A 17924-nucleotide genomic window follows, 5' to 3' on the forward strand; every position below is an offset into this window, starting at 1 on the left:
CGATGCTCGGGCGTCACCGCCGAGGCTGTCACCCTCCTGACCAACTTCGCGGCCCGTTGCATTCTCGTGCGTGATGTTGCATAGTCCGCGACCACCGCCAGGGGATGAGGAGGGTGTGAGCGTCCGGTGAGGGGCACGCAGCATCCTCCTCCAGGCGGCGACAACCGAGACAGGAGGGGCTCCATGCGGCGGATCGTCTCTGCACTCTTCTTCCTCGTCGGAGCGGCGTTGCTCGCGTCCGCGTTCGTCGCGGCACCCGAGGGACGGTCGGCGACCGAGGAGCGCGTGCTTCGGCTCAACGTCAACTCGACCGACATCACGTACCTCGACCCTGCGCTCAACTACGACGCCTACGGGTGGCGGCTCGAGGCGGCGACGTGCGCGATGCTGCTCGGCTACAAGGACATACCGGGGCGTGCAAGCGCGAGGCTTTACCCCGAGGTCGCGACGGGGTTCCCGAAGGTTTCGGGGGGTGGCAAGACCTACACCTACACGCTCCGTAGCGGCTTCCGTTTCTCGGACGGCACGCCCGTGACTCCCGCGAGCTATGCGCGTGCGATCGACCGAGCGCTCGCGCCGAAGATGCAGTCCCCCGCGGCGACGTTCTTCAGCGACATCGTCGGCGCAGACAAGGTGCTGGCGGGAAAGGCGACTCGCCCCGCCGGTGTCACCGTGACCGGGAACAGGCTCACGATCCGTCTGACGAAGGTGGCACCCGACTTCGTCTCGCGGATGGCGATGAACTTCATGTGCGCCATCCCGCCGAACCTGCCGATCGATCCACACGGCGTCAACACGCCGCCCGGGGCTGGGCCCTACTACGTGTCGAGCAAGAACAAGGGCTCGCAGATCGTGCTGAGGAAGAACCCGTATTACGGGGGCAAGCGCCAGCAGAACTGGGATGTGATCCGCGTGCTCGTCGAGGTCGGCGAGCAGGCGAGCTACCTCCAGGTGCGGAAGGGCGAGGCCGACCTCGACCTCTACACGCTCCCGACCGCGGCGCACACGCAGCTGACCAACGAGTTCGGCATCAACAAGGGTCGCTATTTCGTGCATCCGTCGAACTCGATCAGCTACTTCGCGCTCAACACGTCGCGCGGGATCTTCAAGGATCCGAAGATCCGGAGAGCCGTTGCGTATGCAGTCGACCGACCCGGGCTCACGCGCCTCGGGGGGCTCAACGCCGGAACGCCGAACGAGCAGATCCTGCCGGCCGGGATCCCCGGCTACCGCGACGCGAACATCTATCCCGTCGGCAAGCCGGCGATCGGAAAGGCGAGGGCGCTACTCGGAGGCACGACCGGCAAGGTCGTGATGTACACGACCAACGACCAGCTCGGCGTCAACACCGGGCAGATGGTTCAGGCGAACCTCAAGGCGATCGGCCTCGACGTGGAGGTCAAGCCATACACGTTCGCCGTACTGATCGACAAGACGGGGACGCGGGGTGAGCCGTTCGACATGTATTCGATCGGCTGGTTCGCGGATTATCCGGACCCGTACGACTTCATCAACATCCTGCTCGACGGCCGGACGATCGTCGCCAAGAACAACATCAACACGTCGTACTTCAACGTGCCGGCCTACCAGAAGAAGATGGACGCGGCGGCACGGCTCACGGGCGACGCGCGGTACCGGGCCTACGGCAATCTCGACATCGACATCACGCGGAACCAGTCACCCCTCGTGATCACGGGCAACTCGAACATCCGCGAGTTCATCTCTTCCAAGGTCGGCTGCGCCAACTACTCGTACGCCTGGGGCGGCCTCAACCTCGTGATGCTCTGCCCGAAGCGGTAGACGCATCGCGCGACCCGGCGGCGCCGTCTCGGGGGAACGGCGCCGCCCGGCCGTCTCGTTACCCTCGAACGACATGAGGCGCGGTGGCGGCGCACCGCAGGGCGAGTCGCTCGCCACCTGGGCGATGTGGGCGGTCGTGCTCGCGATGATCCTCGTGACGTACCGGCGCCTCGATCCCGACACCCGCGCCGCGACCGACGACCTGTACCACGTCTCGGGGAACGGCCTCGCGGGTGGCCTCTCACGGGTGCTCGTGGAGCTGGACTTCCCCATCGCGATCGTGGCCGTGCTGCTGGCGCTCATCGCGATCGACGCGGTCCCGCGGCGGGCGTGGCTGGTCGCCGGGCCCGCGATCGCGCTCTGCGCGGTGGTCGCGTGGCCCGGGGTCGTCGACCAGGACGACCTCGACGCTCGCTGGGTCAACGTCGTTCCTGCGCTGGGCGTCGGGCTCGCGTTGGCGCTGACGATCGCCGCAGCGCAGCGCGCCGGAGGCGATGTCGCGGGCCGGCTTCCGCTCGACGCCGCACGGATCGTCGTCGCCGTGGCCGTGCTCCTCGTCTCGATCCCCTGGATCGCGGCCGAGCTCGGTTTCTTCCTGCCGGACGGCATCTTCATCATGCGCCGTGTCGCGCCCGACACCGACGGGTCGCCGATCGCTGCCGTGCACCTCGGGCACCATCACGGCTTCGACGGTTCGCTCGTCGCCTTGAGCGCCCTGTTGCTCTCGCGGCCGCGGCTGCGCGCCGGCCGGGCGGCGACGGTGACTCTCGTGTGCGTGGGAGTTGCCTTCGCGTACGGGATCGCCAACTGCGTCCAGGACACCTGGAACGAGCAGCTCGTGAAGCGCGGCACGCTCGACTGGAAGATCCCGTCGGCGATCTACCCGAAGCTCGCGTGGATCTGGCTCGTGATCATCCTGCTCGGAGCGGCGACGGCCCTGGTGCTGCGCCGCGAGGCACGCCGCGTAGACTCGCCCGCTTGACAGAGCCAGACGCTCTCGCAGGGCAGCCGAGCTCGCCGCCGACCATGTCGAGAGCCTCGACACCAGGGCCGTCGGCGCGAAGCGCGACTACCGCGCGATGCACGAGCTGCTCGACCGGCCGGCCCCGAAGCCAGGCTACGCGTCGTCCGCCGGCGAGCCGGCGGCGCGGTCGGCGATCTCGTTGACGACCGCCGGGTCGGCGAGCGTCGTGGTGTCACCGAGGGCACGGTGCTCGGCGACGTCGCGGAGCAGCCGGCGCATGATCTTCCCCGAGCGCGTCTTCGGGAGCTCGGGAGTGAAGACGATGTTGGCCGGCTTCGCGATTGCGCCGATCTTGTGGGCGACGTGGTTGCGGAGCACGTCGAGCATCTCGACGGAGCCCTCCTCGCTGCCCTTGAGGGTCACGTAGGCGACGATCGCCTGCCCGGTCGTCGCGTCCGAGCGCCCGCAGACCGCGGCCTCGGCGACCTTCGGGTGGTCGACGAGCGCCGACTCGACCTCGATCGTCGAGATCCTGTGGCCCGAGACATTCATCACGTCGTCGACGCGACCGAGCAGCCAGAAGTCGCCGTCGGCGTCGATCCGGGCTCCGTCGCCCGCGAAGTAGAAGCCGGGGAAGCGCTCCCAGTACGTGGCGCGGAAGCGTCCGTCGTCGCCGAAGATCCCCCGGGTGATCGCGGGCCAGGGCCGCTCGAGGACGAGGTAGCCGCCCCCCTGCTCGACACGCTCGCCCTGCTCGTTCAAGACGCCTGCCACGACGCCGGGGAACGGCTTCGTCGCGGAGCCCGGCTTCGTCGTCGTGACGCCGGGGAGCGGCGTGATGAGGATCATCCCGGTCTCGGTCTGCCACCAGGTGTCCACGACCGGGCAGCGGCCGCCGCCGATGTGCTGTTGGTACCAGATCCAGGCCTCGGGGTTGATCGGCTCGCCGACCGACCCGAGCAGCCGCAGCGACGAGAGGTCGTGCTTCGCCGCGTACTCGGGGCCCCACTTCATGTGGGCGCGGATGGCGGTCGGCGCCGTGTAGAGGATCGTCACGCCGTAGCGCTCGACGATCGACCACCAGCGAGCGTGGTCGGGGAAGTCGGGCGTCCCCTCGTAGAGCACCGACGTCGTGGCATTGCAGAGCGGGCCGTAGACGATGTAGCTGTGGCCGGTGATCCAGCCGATGTCGGCGGCGCACCAGTAGACGTCCGTCTCCGGCTTCAGGTCGAAGATGTAGTGGTGCGTCGCGGCGACGCCGACGAGGTAGCCGGCGGTGGTGTGGACGATCCCCTTCGGCTTCGCCGTGGTGCCGGATGTGTACATGAGGAACAGCAGGTCCTCTGAATCCATCGGCTCGCACGGGCACGACGTGGGGTCGTCCGACACCTCGAGCTCGTGGTACCAGCGGTCGCGACCCGCGGTCATCGGCACCTCGGCGCCGGTGCGCCGCACGACGAGGCAGGAGTGCACCCCCGGCGCGTCCGCCATCGCTTCGTCGGCGGTCTCCTTGAGCGGGACGGGCTTGCCGCGGCGCCAGGCCTCGTCCTGGGTGACGAGCACCTCGCACCCCATGTCGACCATGCGGCCCGAGAGCGAGTCGGCCGAGAAGCCGCCGAAGACGACGGTGTGCGGCGCCCCGAGGCGCGTGCACGCGAGCATCGCGACGGCGAGCTCGGGGATCATGCCCATGTAGATCGCGACGGGCGTCCCCTTGCGGACGCCGAGCTCCTTCAGCGCGTTCGCCATGCGAACGACGTCGCGCTGGAGGGCGGCGTAGGTGACCGTTCGCGTGTCGCCGGGCTCTCCCTCCCAGTGGTAGGCGACGCGGTCGCCGAGCCCTGCCTCGACGTGGCGGTCGACGCAGTTGTAGGCGACGTTGAGCGTGCCGCCGACGTACCACTTCGCGTACGGGAGCTCCCACTCGGAGAGTGTCGTGAAGGGCTCGAACCACGACACGCGCTCGCGACCCTCCGCCTCCCAGAACTCGTCGGGGTCGCGGTCGTAGATCTCGGGCTTCGCATTCGCCTGGGCGGCGAAGGCGGGGTCGGGCGGAAAGCGGCGGTCCTCGTCGAGCAGCGTCGAAATCGCGTGGTCGCTCATCGCGCCGTCTCCACTACGGCCGCGGCGGGGTCGAGCCCGTAGGGGAACTCGGTGATCGTCTCGCAGCCGTCGTCCGTTACGACGAGCGTGTCCTCGAGGCGGACGCCGCCGAAGCCGTGGCGGTAGAGCCCCGGCTCGAGCGTGATCACGTCGCCCGCGACGAGCTCGTGACCGACCTTGGAGAGCACAGGGGCCTCGTGCACCTCGAGGCCGACGCCGTGGCCGAGCCCGTGGTTGAACCCTTCACGCAGGACGGTTCCCTCCGGCTTCGACTGCCCTGTCGGATGGCCGAGCTCCTCGTAGAAGCTGCAGACCGCACGCCACAGCGCCGAGCCGTCCGCGCCGGGACGCACCAGGCCGCGGCAGAGCTCGAGCGCGTCCGCGGTCTGCGCGTGCCACGTCGCGATCTCCGGGTCCGGCGTCCCGACCGTGAAGGTTCGCGTCATGTCGGCGAAGCAGCCGCTCTCGACGTCCTGGGGAAACAGGTCGCAGACGATCACGTCGTCGTTCGCGACCCGGCCCGATCCGGCGGCATGGCCGTCGGCGGACTGCGGCCCCGCGGCCGCGATCAGGTCGTCGCCGCGGCATCCGGCGGCTGCGAACACGGCGATCGCCGCCTCGCGCAGCGCCTCGCAGGTCAGCGGCTCGCCGTCGACGACCCGTCCGCCGTCGCCCGGCTCAGAGCGGGCGAGCAGCGCCGCGATCGCGGCCGTCCCCGCCTCGGCGGCGCGGGACGCGCGGTGGATGCCCTCGAGCTCGAACGGCGTCTTCCGGCGGCGGCGGTCGTCGAACAGGCGCTGGTCGACGACGAGCTCGACGCCGGCCGCGCGCAGCGCATCGGCGAACCGGAGCGGGAACTCCCCCGGCACGCGGGCGCTCTGCAGACCGAGCGACTCGACCTGGCGAACGATGTTCGTCGCGCCGATCGCGTAGAAGTCGACGCCCTGGCGGAGGAGGTCGTCGACGGGGAACGTCTCCGAGTGGACGACCTCGATCGACGGGTCGACGGCCGCGATCCGATCGCCCTCGATGCTCCAGACGATCGTGATCCGCCGGCCCCCCACCTCCGCGTAGAGGAACGAGTCGACGATGTCGACCGGGATCTCGTGGCGGAGCTCGGCGCTCCGCTGCGTGTCGCCGATGATCAGGATGTCCGTCATCCGAACGAGCCTAGACGAACGTTCGTGCGGCGCGGCGCGACTGGGTTGCATGGGTAGGCTGGGACGAATGGCGGCGGCGCTCGACGAGCTCAGGACCCGGCTCGCCGAGGTCTCGGACCTGAGTCGCGCGGCGGGCGTGCTCGGTTGGGACCAGCGCGTGACGATGCCTCCGCGCGGCACCGAGTCGCGCGCCGAGCAGCTCTCGACGATCGGCCGCATCGCGCACGAGCGCTTCACCGACGACGAGATCGGCCGGCTGCTCGACGCGGCCGAGCCGGAGGTCGAGTCGCTGCCCTACGACTCGGACGGCCGGAGCCTCGTCCGCGTCACGCGCCGCGACTGGGAGAAGGCCCGGCGTGTCCCCTCCGAGCTCCGCGCCGAGATGACGCTGCAGGCCGCACGCGGCCACCACGCGTGGGTCGAGGCGCGACGGACGAGCGACTTCGCCTCGTTCCTTCCCTACCTGCGCACGAACGTCGAGCTGAAGCGCCGCTACGTCGAGTGCTTCGAGTGGTCGGACAGCCCGTACACGCCGCTGCTCGACGACTACGAGCCGGGGATGGTGACGAGCGAGGTGCAGGAGGTCTTCGCGACGCTCCGGCCGGCGCTGACGGAGCTCGTCGCCGCCGCACCCGAGGTCGACGCGTCGTTCCTCTCGGGCGACTTCGCGCCCGAGGCGCAACGCGCGTTCGCAGAGCGGATTCTCGCCACGATGGGCTTCGAGGAGGGCTCGTGGCGCCTCGATCCCACGGCGCATCCCTTCTGCACGTCGTTCTCGAACCGCGACGTCCGCCTCACGACCCGCTACCAACCGGACGACCTGGAGTCGATCTGGTCGACGCTGCACGAGGCGGGCCACGGCCTCTACGCCCACGGCATCGCCGACTCGTTGCTCCGCTCGCCGCTCGGCGCCGCGCCGTCGCTCGGGGTCAACGAGTCGCAGAGCCGGACGTGGGAGAACCTCGTCGGCCGCAGCCGCAGCTTCTGGGAGCACTGGTACGAGCCGCTCCAGGAGACGTTCCCCCGCCTGCGCGATGTCGACCTCGACCGGTTCGTCCGCGCGATCAACCGCGCCGAGCCGGGGCTCATCCGGGTCGACGCCGACGAGACGACCTACAGCCTCCACATCATCCTGCGCTTCGAGCTCGAGCAGGAGATCGTCGAGGGCACGGTGGCGCTCGAGGACCTGCCCGAGATCTGGAGCGCGCGGATGAGGGAGTTCCTCGGGATCGACGTGCCCGACGACGCGCGTGGCGTCCTCCAGGACGTCCACTGGTCGGGCGGAGGCATCGGGTACTTCCCGACGTACGCGCTCGGGAACGTGATCTCGCTGCAGATCTGGGACGTCGTGCGGCAGGCGCTGCCGGATCTCGACGCCCAACTCGAGGCGGGCGACCTCGAGCCGCTCTCGGGCTGGCTTCGCGACAACCTCTACTCGCTCGGGCGCAAGCTGACGCCGAAGGAGACGATCGAGCGGCTCACCGGCTCCCCGACGATCGATCCGGCGCCTTACCTCGCGTACCTCGGCGACAAGGTCGCCTCGCTGGAAAGTCGCTCGCCAAGTGGCATCCGGCAGGAGCCGAGTGCCACGGCTTGATCCCCGCCTTCGGCGGGTCAGATCCCTGAAGGCCGCCGCTTCGGGTCCGGCTGTCGCGGTCGTACCCGCATGAATACGAGGCCAGCACTCGGGGAGCGCGAGCAGGAGGCCGTGCGCTCGGTGCTCGAGGGGCTCGAGCGGGACGTCGAGGTCAAGCTCGAGCTCGGCCCCACTGCGACGCCGGTGACGCTGCTCGCGGCCGGCGGTCGCGAGATCGACTCGATCGGCCTGACGCGGGATCTCGTCGAGGCGGTCTGCGCTCTGTCGCAGCGTGTGTCGCTCACGGTCGTCGAGCACGACGACCCCGGCCCGTGGCCGCGGACGACGATCGGCGGCGGCCTCGAGTACCTGGGCATGCCGGCCGGCTACGAGCTGACGACGCTCGTCCACGGCATCGTCGAGGCTGGGCGAACAGAGCCGTCGGTCACCGAAGCGACGCTGGCGCGGCTCGAGGCGCTCGAGAACGACGTCACGATCGACGTCTACGTCACGCCGACCTGACCGCACTGCCCGCCGGCCGTGCTGCTGGCGTACCGACTCGCGCTCGCGTCGCCCCGCGTCACTGCCCGCGGGATCGAGGCGTCGGAGTTCGCGGTCGACGCCGACCGGCACGGGGTCCAGGCCGTCCCGGCGATCGTGGTGGACGACCGATACGCCTGGGCGGGCGCGGTCCCGGAGGCCGCGTTCGTCGACCGCGTGCTCGCCGCCGCGGCCTCCTGACCGTCCTTACACTCAACAGAGTGGACGCAATCGACCGCGCGAACGGGCTACTCGAGCACTACGCCGCTCTCGCGCGAGCCGAGCTGCCGCGCGACGCCCGCGTCTTCGACGCCCACACGCATCTCGGCGAGGACATCGACGGGATGACCGGCGACCGGGACGAGCTGCTCGCGATCCAGCGCGCGTACGGCATCGACCGCTCGTTCGTCTTCTGTCTCGACGAGCCCGACCGCCGGCCGGCGTTCACGGCGGCAAACGACCGGACACTCGCGCACGCCGCCGCGACGACGACCGAGCTCCTGCCGTTCGTGCGGCTCGATCTCGACGAAAGCCCCGTCGAGGAGGCGACACGCTGCATCGACCTCGGCGCCCGCGGCATCAAGCTCCACCCGCGCGCACAGCGGTTCCTCCCCGACGACCCACGCCTCGAGCCCGTGTTCGCGCTCGCAGCGGAGCGCCGGATCCCGATCCTGATCCACGGCGGCCGGGGGCTCCCCCCGATCGCCGACTCGCTCGCCCGACTGCTCGACCGGCACTGCCCGCCAGCGCTGATCGTCGCCCATGCGGGGATCGTCGACCTCGCGGCGATGGCCGAGAACTTCGCCGGCCGGCCGGGCGTCTTCTTCGACACCTCGGTGTGGAGCCCGCTCGACCTGCTCGACCTCTACCGGCTCGTGCCGCCCGAGCAGGTGGTCTACGCCTCGGACTACCCGTACGGTCGCCAGCCGAACTCGTTGCTGATGGCCGTCCGCACGGCTCGTGCCAGCGGGCTCGACGACGCGCAGTTGCGGGCCCTCCTCCACGACACGTCGGCGCGCATCGCCGACGGCCTCGACCCCGTCACGCCGGGCGCGCCGCAGGGAGCTACCGAGCTCTCGCACCCGGTCACCTTCCTGCGGATCCACCAGTACCTGACCATGGCCTCCGCGATGCTGTGGCTCCGGCACACGTCGGACACGTACGGCGTCGTCGGCCTCGCGATCAACGCCTGCGACGCGCGCTCCAACGGGTACCACGCCGAGACCGAGCAGATCCGCGAGCTGCTCGTCGCGACGCGCGACCTCTGGGACCTCGCGTCGCAGACGGAGGACGAGCGCGACCGCCGCCGCGCTCAGCGCGGCGCGTTCCGCCTCGTGCACCTCGCGAGCGTGCTCGCGGTCACGACCCCGGGCTGACGTCGGCGAGCGCTCGCTCGACCAGGGTCGCGAGGGCGCGGCGCTTCCAGGCCGACTGCGGGTTGCCGGGCAGCTCTGCGAGCGGGTCCGACGGGTCGAGCCTTCGCGGGACGTTCGCGACGCCCGCCGCGACGAGGGTCGTCTCTTCTCCGCGCCGCGCGGCCGCGACCGAGACGAGCGGGAACGAGAACGCGGCCCGCTCGCCGAGGCGCCGGTACGCCGAGGCGTCGGGCGGCGCCGGCAGCCGGACGGCGGCGGCGAGCTCGCCGGGCTCGAGCGTGAGGAGCGAGCGGTTCTCCGCGGTGGGTCGGCGGTAGAGGTCGAGCAGCTCGAGCTCGCGCGACCCGCCCGCCGAGCGGACGTCGACGAGCGCCCCGCAGGCCGCCAGCGCGGGCGCGAGGTCGGACGGGTGAGCCGAGATGCAGTCGCCGGGCTCGAGCCCGTGCTTGCGATGGTCGCCGATCTGCGCGTAGCACGTGTCGCCGCCGCCGAGCCAGCAGTGCCACTCCTCCCCGCGGTAGTACCAGCAGCGCGTGTGCTGGCAGAGGTTGCCGCCGACGGTGCCGACGTTCCGCAGGAGCGGAGAGGCCGCGAGCGACGCCGCTGCGGGCACCGCGGCGTACGGCTCGAGCAGCGGCGACGCGGCGAGCTCGGCGAGCGTCACGGCGGCCCCGATCCGGAGGCCGTCGCCGTCGAGCTCGACCGTCGCGAGGCCCACGTCGCGGAGGTCGACGAGCGTCAGCGGCTCGCGGATCCCGCGGTCGACCTGCCCGGCCAGGTCGGTGCCGCCGCCGAACGGCACGGCCCCGTCCGCGGCCAGCAGCTCGAGCGCCTCGTCGAGCGAAGCGGGGCGCGCGTAGGCGCTCATGCGAGGGTCTCCAGCACACGGGCCGGGGTCAGCGGCAGGGCGGCGGCACGGCGTCCCGTCGCGTGCGCGAACGCGTTCGCGATCGCCGCGGCCGTGGGCACGATCGGCGGCTCGCCGAGGCCTTTCGCCCCGAGGTTCGGCAGGTTCGGGTCGGCGAGGTTCGGGAAGTCGACGAGGATCTCCGGCACGTCGGCGATCGTGGGCACCTTGTAGTCGTCGAGGTGCCCGTTGACCGGCATCCCGGTCGTCGGGTCGACGACGAGCTCCTCGGAGAGCGCGTAGCCGATGCCCTGGATGACGCCGCCCTCCGCCTGGCTCGATGCCGCGAGCGGGTTGACGATGCGCCCGACGTCGTGCACCGCGACGACGCGCTCGACGGTGACGACGCCCGTCCCCGGGTCGACGGCGACCTGCGCGATCTGGCAGCCGAACGTGTTGACGCGGAACCCGTCGGGGTTCGGCCCGCGGGCGCCCGTGCCGTCGATCGTCGCGTTGCCGAGCTTGCCCGTCACCTCGACCACGTCCACGTCCAGTGCCCCGTCGCGCGAACGGATCCTGCCGTTCTCGATCGTCAGGTCGGCGGCTGCGATCTCGAGCACGTCGGCGGCGAGGCTCAGCAAGATGCGTCGGACCTTGCCCGCCGCGCTCCGCACCGCGGGCATCACCGCGGGCGTCGTCATCGAGCCGCCCGAGACCGGACCGTAGAGATTCGGTGCCGTGTCGCCGCCGCGGGCGACGACGTGCACGAGCGGAAGGCCCAGCTCCTCCGCCGCGACCATCCGCGCCGACGTCAGCGTGCCGGTGCCGATGTCCTGGATGCCCGTCGTCACGAGCGCGTGCGCCTCGGAGTCGAGGCGGACGGTGGCGTGCGCGGGCGGGCCGCCGCCGCCCCACCAGATCTGCGTCGCACAGCCCATGCCGCGGAGGAGACCGTCCGCCTGCGGCTGGCGGAGGGCGTCGCGGCCGTTCCAGCCCGCGAGCTCGGCCGCGCGGTCGTAGCAGGCAAGGAGCCGCTTGCTCGAGTACGGAAGGCCCGATCCCTGGTCGTGCTCGACGTGGTTCGCGCGGCGGAGCTCGAGCGGGTCCATCCCGAGCGCGTCCGCGAGCTCGTCCATCGCCTGCTCGAGCACGGTGACGCCCTCCACCACCCCGGGCGCGCGAAAGGCGTTCTGCGCGCGCAGGCTGGTCCTGACCGGGAAGACCATCGTGCGCACGTTGGGGCATGCGTAGACGGAGAGCGCGGGCTCGGCGACCGGGAAGATCCAGCCGCCGGCGCCCATCGCGACGACCGCCCCGAGCTCGATTCCGGTCAGCGTTCCGTCGCGTTTCGCGCCGAGTGTCACCGTCTGCCGCGTCCACGAGCGGCGGCCGCCGACGACCTGCTCTTCGTGGCGCCCGAGCGCGAGGCGCACCGGACGCCCCGTCGTGCGGGCGAGCTCCGCAGCGAGGAGCGCCTCGACGCCGGCTCCCTGCTTCGCGCCGAAGCCGCCGCCGATGTACTCGGAGAGCACCCGCACGCGCTCCGGCGGGAGGCCGAACCGCCTCGCGAGCTCCTGCCTCGCGTCGAACATCCCCTGGGTCGAGACCCAGGCCGTGAGCGAGTCGCCGTCCCAGCGCGCGACCGCAGCGTGGGGCTCGAGCGGGCTCTGCACGTGGGCGGGCGTCTCGCAGGTCAGCTCCACGCGCGAATCGGCGGCCGCGAGCCCCGCGTCCGGGTCGCCGCGGACGGTCTCGCGCGGCTCCTCGGTGAACCGCTGCTCCTCGAGGCCCCCGTCGACGTCGAGCGGGGCCAGCAGCTCGTACTCCGGGGCCAGCGCCTCGATGCCGGCTGCGGCCGCCTCCGGCGTGTCGGCCGCCACGGCGGCGACCGGCGCCCCGGCCCAGCCCGGCTCGGCGGTGAGGACGGGATCCCCGCCCATCGCCGTCGGGTCGCCCGGAGTGAGAACCGCGCGGACGCCGGGGGTCGCGCGCGCCACCTCGGCGTCGAGTCCGGCCAGGCGAGCGCGGGCGACCGGGGCCCGGAGCACGAGCGCGTGGAGCATCCCCGGCAGTGCGACGTCGACCGTGTACCGCGCTGCGCCGCTGGTTCGGATGGGCCCGTCGAGCCGGGTCGCAGGCTTCCCGACGACGTCGAGCTCGGCGTCCTCGGGCCACGACTCGACCTCGTCGTCCTCGTCGACGAGCACCCAGACGTCCTCGAAGCGCCCTTCCATCTCGCGCTGCGACTTGACGAGCCTCGGCTTCACCGGACCACCTGGCCGGACGCGCGGAGAATCGCCCGCTCGATCTTCGGGTAGGCGCCGCAACGGCAGATGTTCCCCGCCATCGCCGTCCGGATCTCTTCGCGATCCGGCCGGTCGACCGCTGCGAGCAGGGCCGACGCCGACACGATCTGGCCCGGCGTGCAGAAGCCGCACTGCAGCGCGTCCTCCTCGACGAACGCCTCCTGCAGCGCGGCCGCGGTCTCGCCGAGCCCCTCGATCGTCGTCAGCTCCCGGCCCTCGGCGGCCGCGACGGGAAGGAGGCAGGAGACGACTGCACGGCCGTCGAGCAGGACGGCGCACGCACCGCAGGCTCCTTCGCCGCAGCCGTGCTTGGCGCCCGTCAGCGCGAGGTCCTCGCGCAGCACCGCGAGCAGCCGTCGGGTCGGCGCGACGTCGACGAGGTGCTGCTCGCCGTTCACGTGGAGCGAGATCGGCACCCTGCAAGCAGTACAGGCGCCGCGAACGGCTCGTCAACTACCCTCGTTCCGTGACGCGGGCTGCCGTCCTCCTCGTCCTCGCGCTCGCGCTCCTCGTCGCCGGCTGCGGCGGCTCCGACTCGACGACCGAGACGTCAGCCTCCGAGACCACGACGCAGACGGGCGCAGGCCCGCCCGCATGCGCCGAGGTCGACGCCCCCGCCCCCCGCGAGGACGGCGGCGCGACGCAGCCGAGCGAGCGGCTCGACCCGGAAAAGACGTGGACGCTCGCGTTCGACACGTCCTGCGGATCGTTCGTCGTCACGCTCGACGTCGACGGTGCCCCGGCGACCGCCGCGTCGCTCGTCTCGCTCGCGCGATCCGGCTTCTACGACGACACCGTCTTCCACCGCATCGTCCCGGGCTTCGTGATCCAGGGAGGCGACCCGACCCAGAGCGGGGCGGGCGGCCCCGGCTACTCGACCGTCGACCGGCCGCAGTCCGACGCCGCCTACGTGAAGGGCGTGGTCGCAATGGCGAAGACGCAGGCGGAGCCGGCCGGCACCGCGGGGAGCCAGTTCTTCGTCGTCACCGGCGACGACGTCGGGCTGCCACCCGACTACGCGATCGTCGGAAAGGTGACGAAGGGGCTCGACGTCGTGCAGCTGATCGGCATGCAGGGCGATCCGGCGACGGAGCAGCCGCTGCGACCGGTCGTCGTGCGCTCCGTGACCGCCGCCTCGACGCCGTGAGCCGCATCGCCGCCGTGGTGCTCGCCGCGGGGGCCGCAACCCGCTTCGGCTCGCCGAAGCAGCACCAGCTGCTGCCCCGCGTGCTCGAGCGCGTCGCTGCAAGCCCGGTGGACGAGATCGTCGTCGTCGAGGGCGCGTACGAGCTTCGTGGTGAGTCGGTCGCGGGCGTCCGGGTCGTGCACTGCCCCGACTGGGAGGTCGGCGGCGGCGCGTCGCTCCGCTGCGGGCTCGCCGCGCTCGCGGAGGACGTCGAGGCTGCGGTCGTGATCCTCGCCGATGGGCCGCTGCTGGCCCCTCAAGCCGTCGCGCGGGTGATCGCGAGCTGGCGTGAGAAGGGCGGGGACGTCGTCGCCGCGTCCTACGGCGGCGTCCGGGGCCACCCCGTCCTCGCGGCACGCGCCGTTTGGGCCCACGTCCCCGACGAGGGCCTCCGCGCGCTCGAGCCGCGCCTCGTGCCCTGCGACGACCTCGGCGCGCCGGGGGACGTGGACACGCCCGAGGACCTGGCCTCGCTCGACGGCTGATACTGCGGGTATGGCTCGCGGTCTTCTCCTCGCGGCGTCCTTCGTCTCGGCACTCGTGGTCGCCGGTGGAACGGGCGCGCAGCCGGAGGCTGCGCCGGGCCCCGCGACGCTCCTGGCACGCCACGTCCCCGTGCTCGTCCTCCACCCGGCCGAGCAGGTTCGCCCGACCTCGGTGGACGGGTTCCTGGCCGACTCCGACCTCCAGCGCCGGACGGCATCGGGCTGGGAGCCGGCCGCCGGGCCGGTCGCGGCCGGCGGCGCCGACGGGCGGCTCGACCAGCGCACGTGCCGCGCGAGCGACGGCCCTGCGGCCACTCCCTGTTACGTGGCGAGCGAGGCCGCACATGGAGCTCGGCCGGTCGTCTACGGCGCGGCACTGCGACGCGGCAGTCGGATCGAGCTCCAGTACTGGGTCTGGTACCCGTGGGACGTCTACAGCCCGACGGTGCCGCCGGGCGAGCTCTGGCAGGTGCACGAGGGCGACTGGGAGTCCGTCGCGGTGGTCGTCGACCTGAAGGGCCGGCCGCTCGCGGTCGGCTACTCGGAGCACGGCAAGGGCGTCCGGCGCGACTGGGGAGCGGCACCGAAGCGCGGGACGCATCCACTCGCCTACGTCGCACTCGGCTCGCATGCGAACTACCCGACGGCCGGCACGCAGCGGCTCGACCCGCGGGTCGTCGATCCGCTCTTCGTCTCGGTGATCCGCCAGAACGGCCAGGCGCCGGTTGACCACACGGGGAACGGTCGCGTCGTCCACCCCGGCCTCGTCCGCGTCACGACGACGAGCCCGTCGTGGATGGCCTTCGCGGGCGGCTTCGGAGAGGAGAGCTACCTCCGCGCGCCCGGCGGGCAGCCGCAGGCCTATTCGGCCACCGGGCCGAAGGGCCCGGCGTTCCACGCGCAGTGGCGCAGGCCGATCGCCGAGGTGATGAGCTGGCCGCGCGACTGATCGCCGAGGGCGACCGCGGGAGCCCTGTCAGGGTCGGCGCCGTGGGGCGCATGGCGGCCGGCTGGCATCTCGCGGAGCGAAGCCTCGGCGTTGTGTGGCGACGTTCCTGGTCGTTCCGATCCTCGCGTTCGAGGGCCTTGGCCCGCGCGGGGCGCTCGACCTTCTCGGCCCGTTCACCGCGGCCGACCTCGAGAGCGCGGTCGCGCGGAAGGACTAGATCGGCGAGGTGCCCGGCCCCGTCGTGCGGAGCTGGGCGAGCTTCTCGAGCAGTCCCGGCGGCATCCGTTCCGCCGCCGACGTCCGCACGTAGGTGCGGAGCGACTCCTCGAAGCGATAGCGGCGCCGACAGTAGTCGCAGCCGTCGAGGTGCCGCTCCGCCTGCGCCACCTCGTCGTCCGAGAGCTCACGGTCGAGGTAGCCCTGCAGGAGCTGCTCGCACTTGCCGCAGTCGTCCATGCTCACGTGATCGCCTCCTCGGCGAGCGTTGCCTTCAGGAGGCGGCGGCCTCGGTGGAGCCGGGACATGACCGTCCCGATCGGGATGTCGAGGATCTGCGCTGCGTCCGCATAGCTGAAGTCGCCGATGTCGACGAGGACCACGACGTCGCGGAAGTCGTCCGGCAGCGAAGAAAGGGCCGTCACGATCGAGTCCTGGGAGAGCCGCTCGACGACGCGGTCCTGGTCGAGCACCTGCTCGCCGCCCGTTTCGGCGACCCTGTTGGCGAGGTAGTAGTCGTGCTCCTCGAGCGGAAGCTCGTCGGGCCGGCGCTGGATCCGACGGCCGCGGTCGACGTTGAGGTTCGTGAGGATGCGAAGCAGCCAGGCACGAAGGTTCGTGCCCGGGGTGTACGACTGCCAGCTTCTGAACGCTCTCGCATAGGTGTCCTGGACCAGATCTTCCGCTTCTTCTCGGCTGGAGACGAACCGTCGGGCGACCCGGTAGACCTGATCGGCGAGCGCAAGAGCCTCCTCCTCGAAGCGAACCCGATCGCGTGCTTCCGTCGCGATCCGGCGCGCCTCGTCCGGCTCGGCCGTGTCCGGCTCGCCCACGGGCCTACCGTATCAACGTCGTTCCACGATGGTGAACGGCCGGTGAAGCCTCGCTATTCCCGACGGGTCTCAGACGGACGCGCGCTCGTGGAACCCCGCGCCGGCGAGCACCTGTGTCAGCGCGGTGCGCGAGGTGAGCTCGTCGTCCCAGGTGAGCGTCACCTCGCCCATCAGGTTCGCATGCGCGCCCTCGAGGCCGGGTTGCCCCTCGAGGGCGGTCGCGAGGCGCATCACGCAGCGCTCGCAGCGGATGCCGCTCACGTGGAAGGTGTCGGTGGCGGTCGCCATCGGGCTTCGAGTCTAGTTGCGGTGCGGCGGAGCGCGACCTCGGCACCGGACAGCGTGACGAGAAGCGGATCGTGCGTCGCACAGATCACTGTCGTGCCGTGCTCGCGCGCGAGGTCGGCAAGGAGCCCGCCGATCGCGAGCGTCGTGGCGCTGTCGAGGCGGGCTGTCGGCTCGTCGGCGACGAGCAACCCCGGGCCGCTCGCGATCGACCGCGCAAGGGCCACGCGCTCGCGCTCGCCGGCCGAGAGCCGGTCGACCCGGCGGGCGGCGTGGTCGGCGAGGCCGACGATCGCCAGCGCGTCCATCGCCCGCTCGTGGGCCTCGACGCCGTCGATGCCCCGCAGCCCGAGGACGAGCTCCACGTTCTCGCGCGCGCTCAGCATCCCGGAGAGGCCGGGCGTCTGGCCGACGACGCCGATGTGCTCGCGCCGGAACACGGCTCGCGCGTCGCGGTCGAACGCGGAGAGCACGAGGCCGTCGACGACGATCTCGCCCTCGTCGGGCGTGTCGAGCCCCGCGAGCAGCGCCAGGAGCGTCGACTTCCCCGACCCCGACGGCCCCGTCACGACCGTGAGCGTGCCGGGCTCGAAGATCGCGTCGACCCGCTCGAGCGCCGTCTCGAGGCCGAAGCGGCGCGAGACGCCGCGGGCCTCGACGCGCGCTCCGGGCGCCGTCGCAGGCGCGTCGGGCCGGCTCGCGGCGGTGGGGCCCTCGCCGGCGGGACGGAGCTCGACGACGCCCGGCCCGAGGCGGACGACGGCGCGCTCGCCGATCCCCGCCGCGCGGAGGGTCTCTTCCGGCACGTGCAGCCAGCCGCCGCGTCCGATCACGATCGTGTCCGCGTCGCGACGGCGTTCCTCCCCGATGCGGCCGTCGCGGACGTGCACGACGCGGTCGGCGATCGTCGACGTCGCCGGGTCGTGGCTGACGACCAGGGCCGCCGCTCCCTCGTCGCGCGCCAGCTCGCCGAGGAGGTCGAGCACCCCGCGCGCGGTGGCCTCGTCGAGCTCGCCCGTCGGCTCGTCCGCGACGAGGAGCGCGGGTGAATGGGAGACGGCGGCGCAGAGCGCGATCCGCTGCTGCTCGCCGCCCGAGAGCTCCGTGGGGCGAGCGCGCGCGCGGTCGAGCAGCTCGACGCGCTCGAGCAGCTCCTCCGCGCGCTGCTCACGCTGCATGCGCTCGACGCCGCGCAGGCCGAGCGGCAGCGCGACCAGCTCCAGTGCGGTCAGGTCGTGCGACAGCGCGCGCCAGTAGTGCTGGTCCGCGTAGCCGACGACGCGGGCGCGGTGTCGTGA

General features: G+C 72.1%; 18 protein-coding genes and 1 pseudogene. 10 read left to right on the forward strand and 9 right to left on the reverse strand.

Annotated features, from left to right (window positions below; genetic code table 11):
- Positions 1–183 precede the first annotated feature (183 nt).
- Positions 184–1800 carry an ABC transporter substrate-binding protein gene (locus VNM44_RS05310; protein ID WP_325623431.1) on the forward strand — a complete coding sequence of 539 codons (1617 nt, stop codon included), beginning with the start codon at positions 184–186 and terminating at the stop codon, positions 1798–1800.
- Between the two features lie 73 nt (positions 1801–1873).
- Complete coding sequence (locus tag VNM44_RS05315) at positions 1874–2782, forward strand: hypothetical protein (RefSeq protein ID WP_325623433.1); 909 nt, start codon at positions 1874–1876, stop codon at positions 2780–2782.
- Positions 2783–2917: 135 nt separating this feature from the next.
- Here VNM44_RS05315 and acs read toward each other — a convergent pair whose 3' ends face one another.
- Entirely contained in the window at positions 2918–4867 is a 1950-nt protein-coding gene (gene acs / locus VNM44_RS05320) for an acetate--CoA ligase (RefSeq protein WP_325623435.1), read from the reverse strand.
- The gene (locus VNM44_RS05325) at positions 4864–6027 is read right to left on the reverse strand and encodes a M24 family metallopeptidase (RefSeq protein WP_325623437.1); all 1164 of its coding nucleotides are present in this window, start codon (positions 6025–6027) and stop codon (positions 4864–4866) included. The genes acs and VNM44_RS05325 overlap by 4 nt, the downstream gene beginning before the upstream one ends.
- A gap of 67 nt (positions 6028–6094) precedes the next feature.
- On the opposite strand from VNM44_RS05325, the gene VNM44_RS05330 reads away from it, so the two are divergent.
- From VNM44_RS05330 to VNM44_RS05345, 4 genes and pseudogenes are all read left to right on the forward strand, one after another.
- A complete protein-coding gene (locus tag VNM44_RS05330) occupies positions 6095–7624 on the forward strand; it encodes a carboxypeptidase M32 (protein ID WP_325623439.1) in 1530 nt (509 codons plus the stop codon).
- Positions 7625–7693: 69 nt separating this feature from the next.
- On the forward strand, positions 7694–8125 hold the full coding sequence (locus VNM44_RS05335; RefSeq protein WP_325623441.1) for a hypothetical protein: 432 nt from the start codon (positions 7694–7696) through the stop codon (positions 8123–8125).
- Positions 8126–8137: 12 nt separating this feature from the next.
- A pseudogene (locus VNM44_RS05340) lies at positions 8138–8344 on the forward strand (thioredoxin family protein); the annotation flags it as partial.
- A gap of 20 nt (positions 8345–8364) precedes the next feature.
- Positions 8365–9519, forward strand: coding sequence for an amidohydrolase family protein (locus VNM44_RS05345; RefSeq protein ID WP_325623443.1), 1155 nt, complete (start codon positions 8365–8367; stop codon positions 9517–9519).
- Here VNM44_RS05345 and VNM44_RS05350 read toward each other — a convergent pair.
- The 3 genes from VNM44_RS05350 to VNM44_RS05360 are packed head-to-tail and all read right to left on the reverse strand — an operon-like array spanning position 9503 to position 13088.
- Positions 9503–10387: an FAD binding domain-containing protein gene (locus VNM44_RS05350; protein ID WP_325623445.1), complete on the reverse strand. Its 885-nt coding sequence runs from the start codon at positions 10385–10387 to the stop codon at positions 9503–9505. The genes VNM44_RS05345 and VNM44_RS05350 overlap by 17 nt on opposite strands.
- Positions 10384–12633, reverse strand: a complete 2250-nt coding sequence (locus VNM44_RS05355) for a xanthine dehydrogenase family protein molybdopterin-binding subunit (RefSeq protein WP_325623447.1) — start codon at positions 12631–12633, stop codon at positions 10384–10386. The genes VNM44_RS05350 and VNM44_RS05355 overlap by 4 nt, the downstream gene beginning before the upstream one ends.
- Positions 12630–13088, reverse strand: coding sequence for a (2Fe-2S)-binding protein (locus tag VNM44_RS05360; protein ID WP_325623449.1), 459 nt, complete (start codon positions 13086–13088; stop codon positions 12630–12632). Before VNM44_RS05360 ends, VNM44_RS05355 begins: the two co-directional genes overlap by 4 nt.
- Before the next feature lie 50 nt (positions 13089–13138).
- On the opposite strand from VNM44_RS05360, the gene VNM44_RS05365 reads away from it, so the two are divergent.
- The 4 genes from VNM44_RS05365 to VNM44_RS05380 all read left to right on the forward strand — a co-directional run bounded on the left by VNM44_RS05365 (position 13139) and on the right by VNM44_RS05380 (position 15509).
- Positions 13139–13819 (forward strand): peptidylprolyl isomerase, encoded by a 681-nt coding sequence (locus VNM44_RS05365; protein WP_325623451.1) that lies wholly within the window; start codon positions 13139–13141, stop codon positions 13817–13819.
- On the forward strand, positions 13816–14343 hold the full coding sequence (locus VNM44_RS05370; RefSeq protein ID WP_325623454.1) for a nucleotidyltransferase family protein: 528 nt from the start codon (positions 13816–13818) through the stop codon (positions 14341–14343). The genes VNM44_RS05365 and VNM44_RS05370 overlap by 4 nt, the downstream gene beginning before the upstream one ends.
- A gap of 10 nt (positions 14344–14353) precedes the next feature.
- Complete coding sequence (locus VNM44_RS05375; RefSeq protein WP_325623456.1) at positions 14354–15292, forward strand: hypothetical protein; 939 nt, start codon at positions 14354–14356, stop codon at positions 15290–15292.
- Between the two features lie 94 nt (positions 15293–15386).
- The gene (locus tag VNM44_RS05380; RefSeq protein ID WP_325623458.1) at positions 15387–15509 is read left to right on the forward strand and encodes a hypothetical protein; all 123 of its coding nucleotides are present in this window, start codon (positions 15387–15389) and stop codon (positions 15507–15509) included.
- Here the strand turns inward: VNM44_RS05380 and VNM44_RS05385 are convergent.
- The 4 genes from VNM44_RS05385 to VNM44_RS05400 all read right to left on the reverse strand — a co-directional run.
- On the reverse strand, positions 15506–15748 hold the full coding sequence (locus VNM44_RS05385) for an anti-sigma factor family protein (RefSeq protein ID WP_325623465.1): 243 nt from the start codon (positions 15746–15748) through the stop codon (positions 15506–15508). The two genes, VNM44_RS05380 and VNM44_RS05385, sit on opposite strands and share 4 nt — an antisense overlap.
- Positions 15749–15750: 2 nt before the next feature.
- Positions 15751–16341 carry a sigma-70 family RNA polymerase sigma factor gene (locus VNM44_RS05390; RefSeq protein ID WP_325623459.1) on the reverse strand — a complete coding sequence of 197 codons (591 nt, stop codon included), beginning with the start codon at positions 16339–16341 and terminating at the stop codon, positions 15751–15753.
- Positions 16342–16410: 69 nt separating this feature from the next.
- The gene (locus tag VNM44_RS05395) at positions 16411–16629 is read right to left on the reverse strand and encodes a heavy-metal-associated domain-containing protein (protein ID WP_325623461.1); all 219 of its coding nucleotides are present in this window, start codon (positions 16627–16629) and stop codon (positions 16411–16413) included.
- The coding region (locus VNM44_RS05400; RefSeq protein WP_325623463.1) for an ATP-binding cassette domain-containing protein at positions 16599–17924 on the reverse strand (1326 nt) is incomplete at its 5' end. The genes VNM44_RS05395 and VNM44_RS05400, both read right to left, overlap by 31 nt.

The sequence above is a fragment of the Gaiella sp. genome, from assembly GCF_035558935.1.
Classification (GTDB): domain Bacteria; phylum Actinomycetota; class Thermoleophilia; order Gaiellales; family Gaiellaceae; genus Gaiella.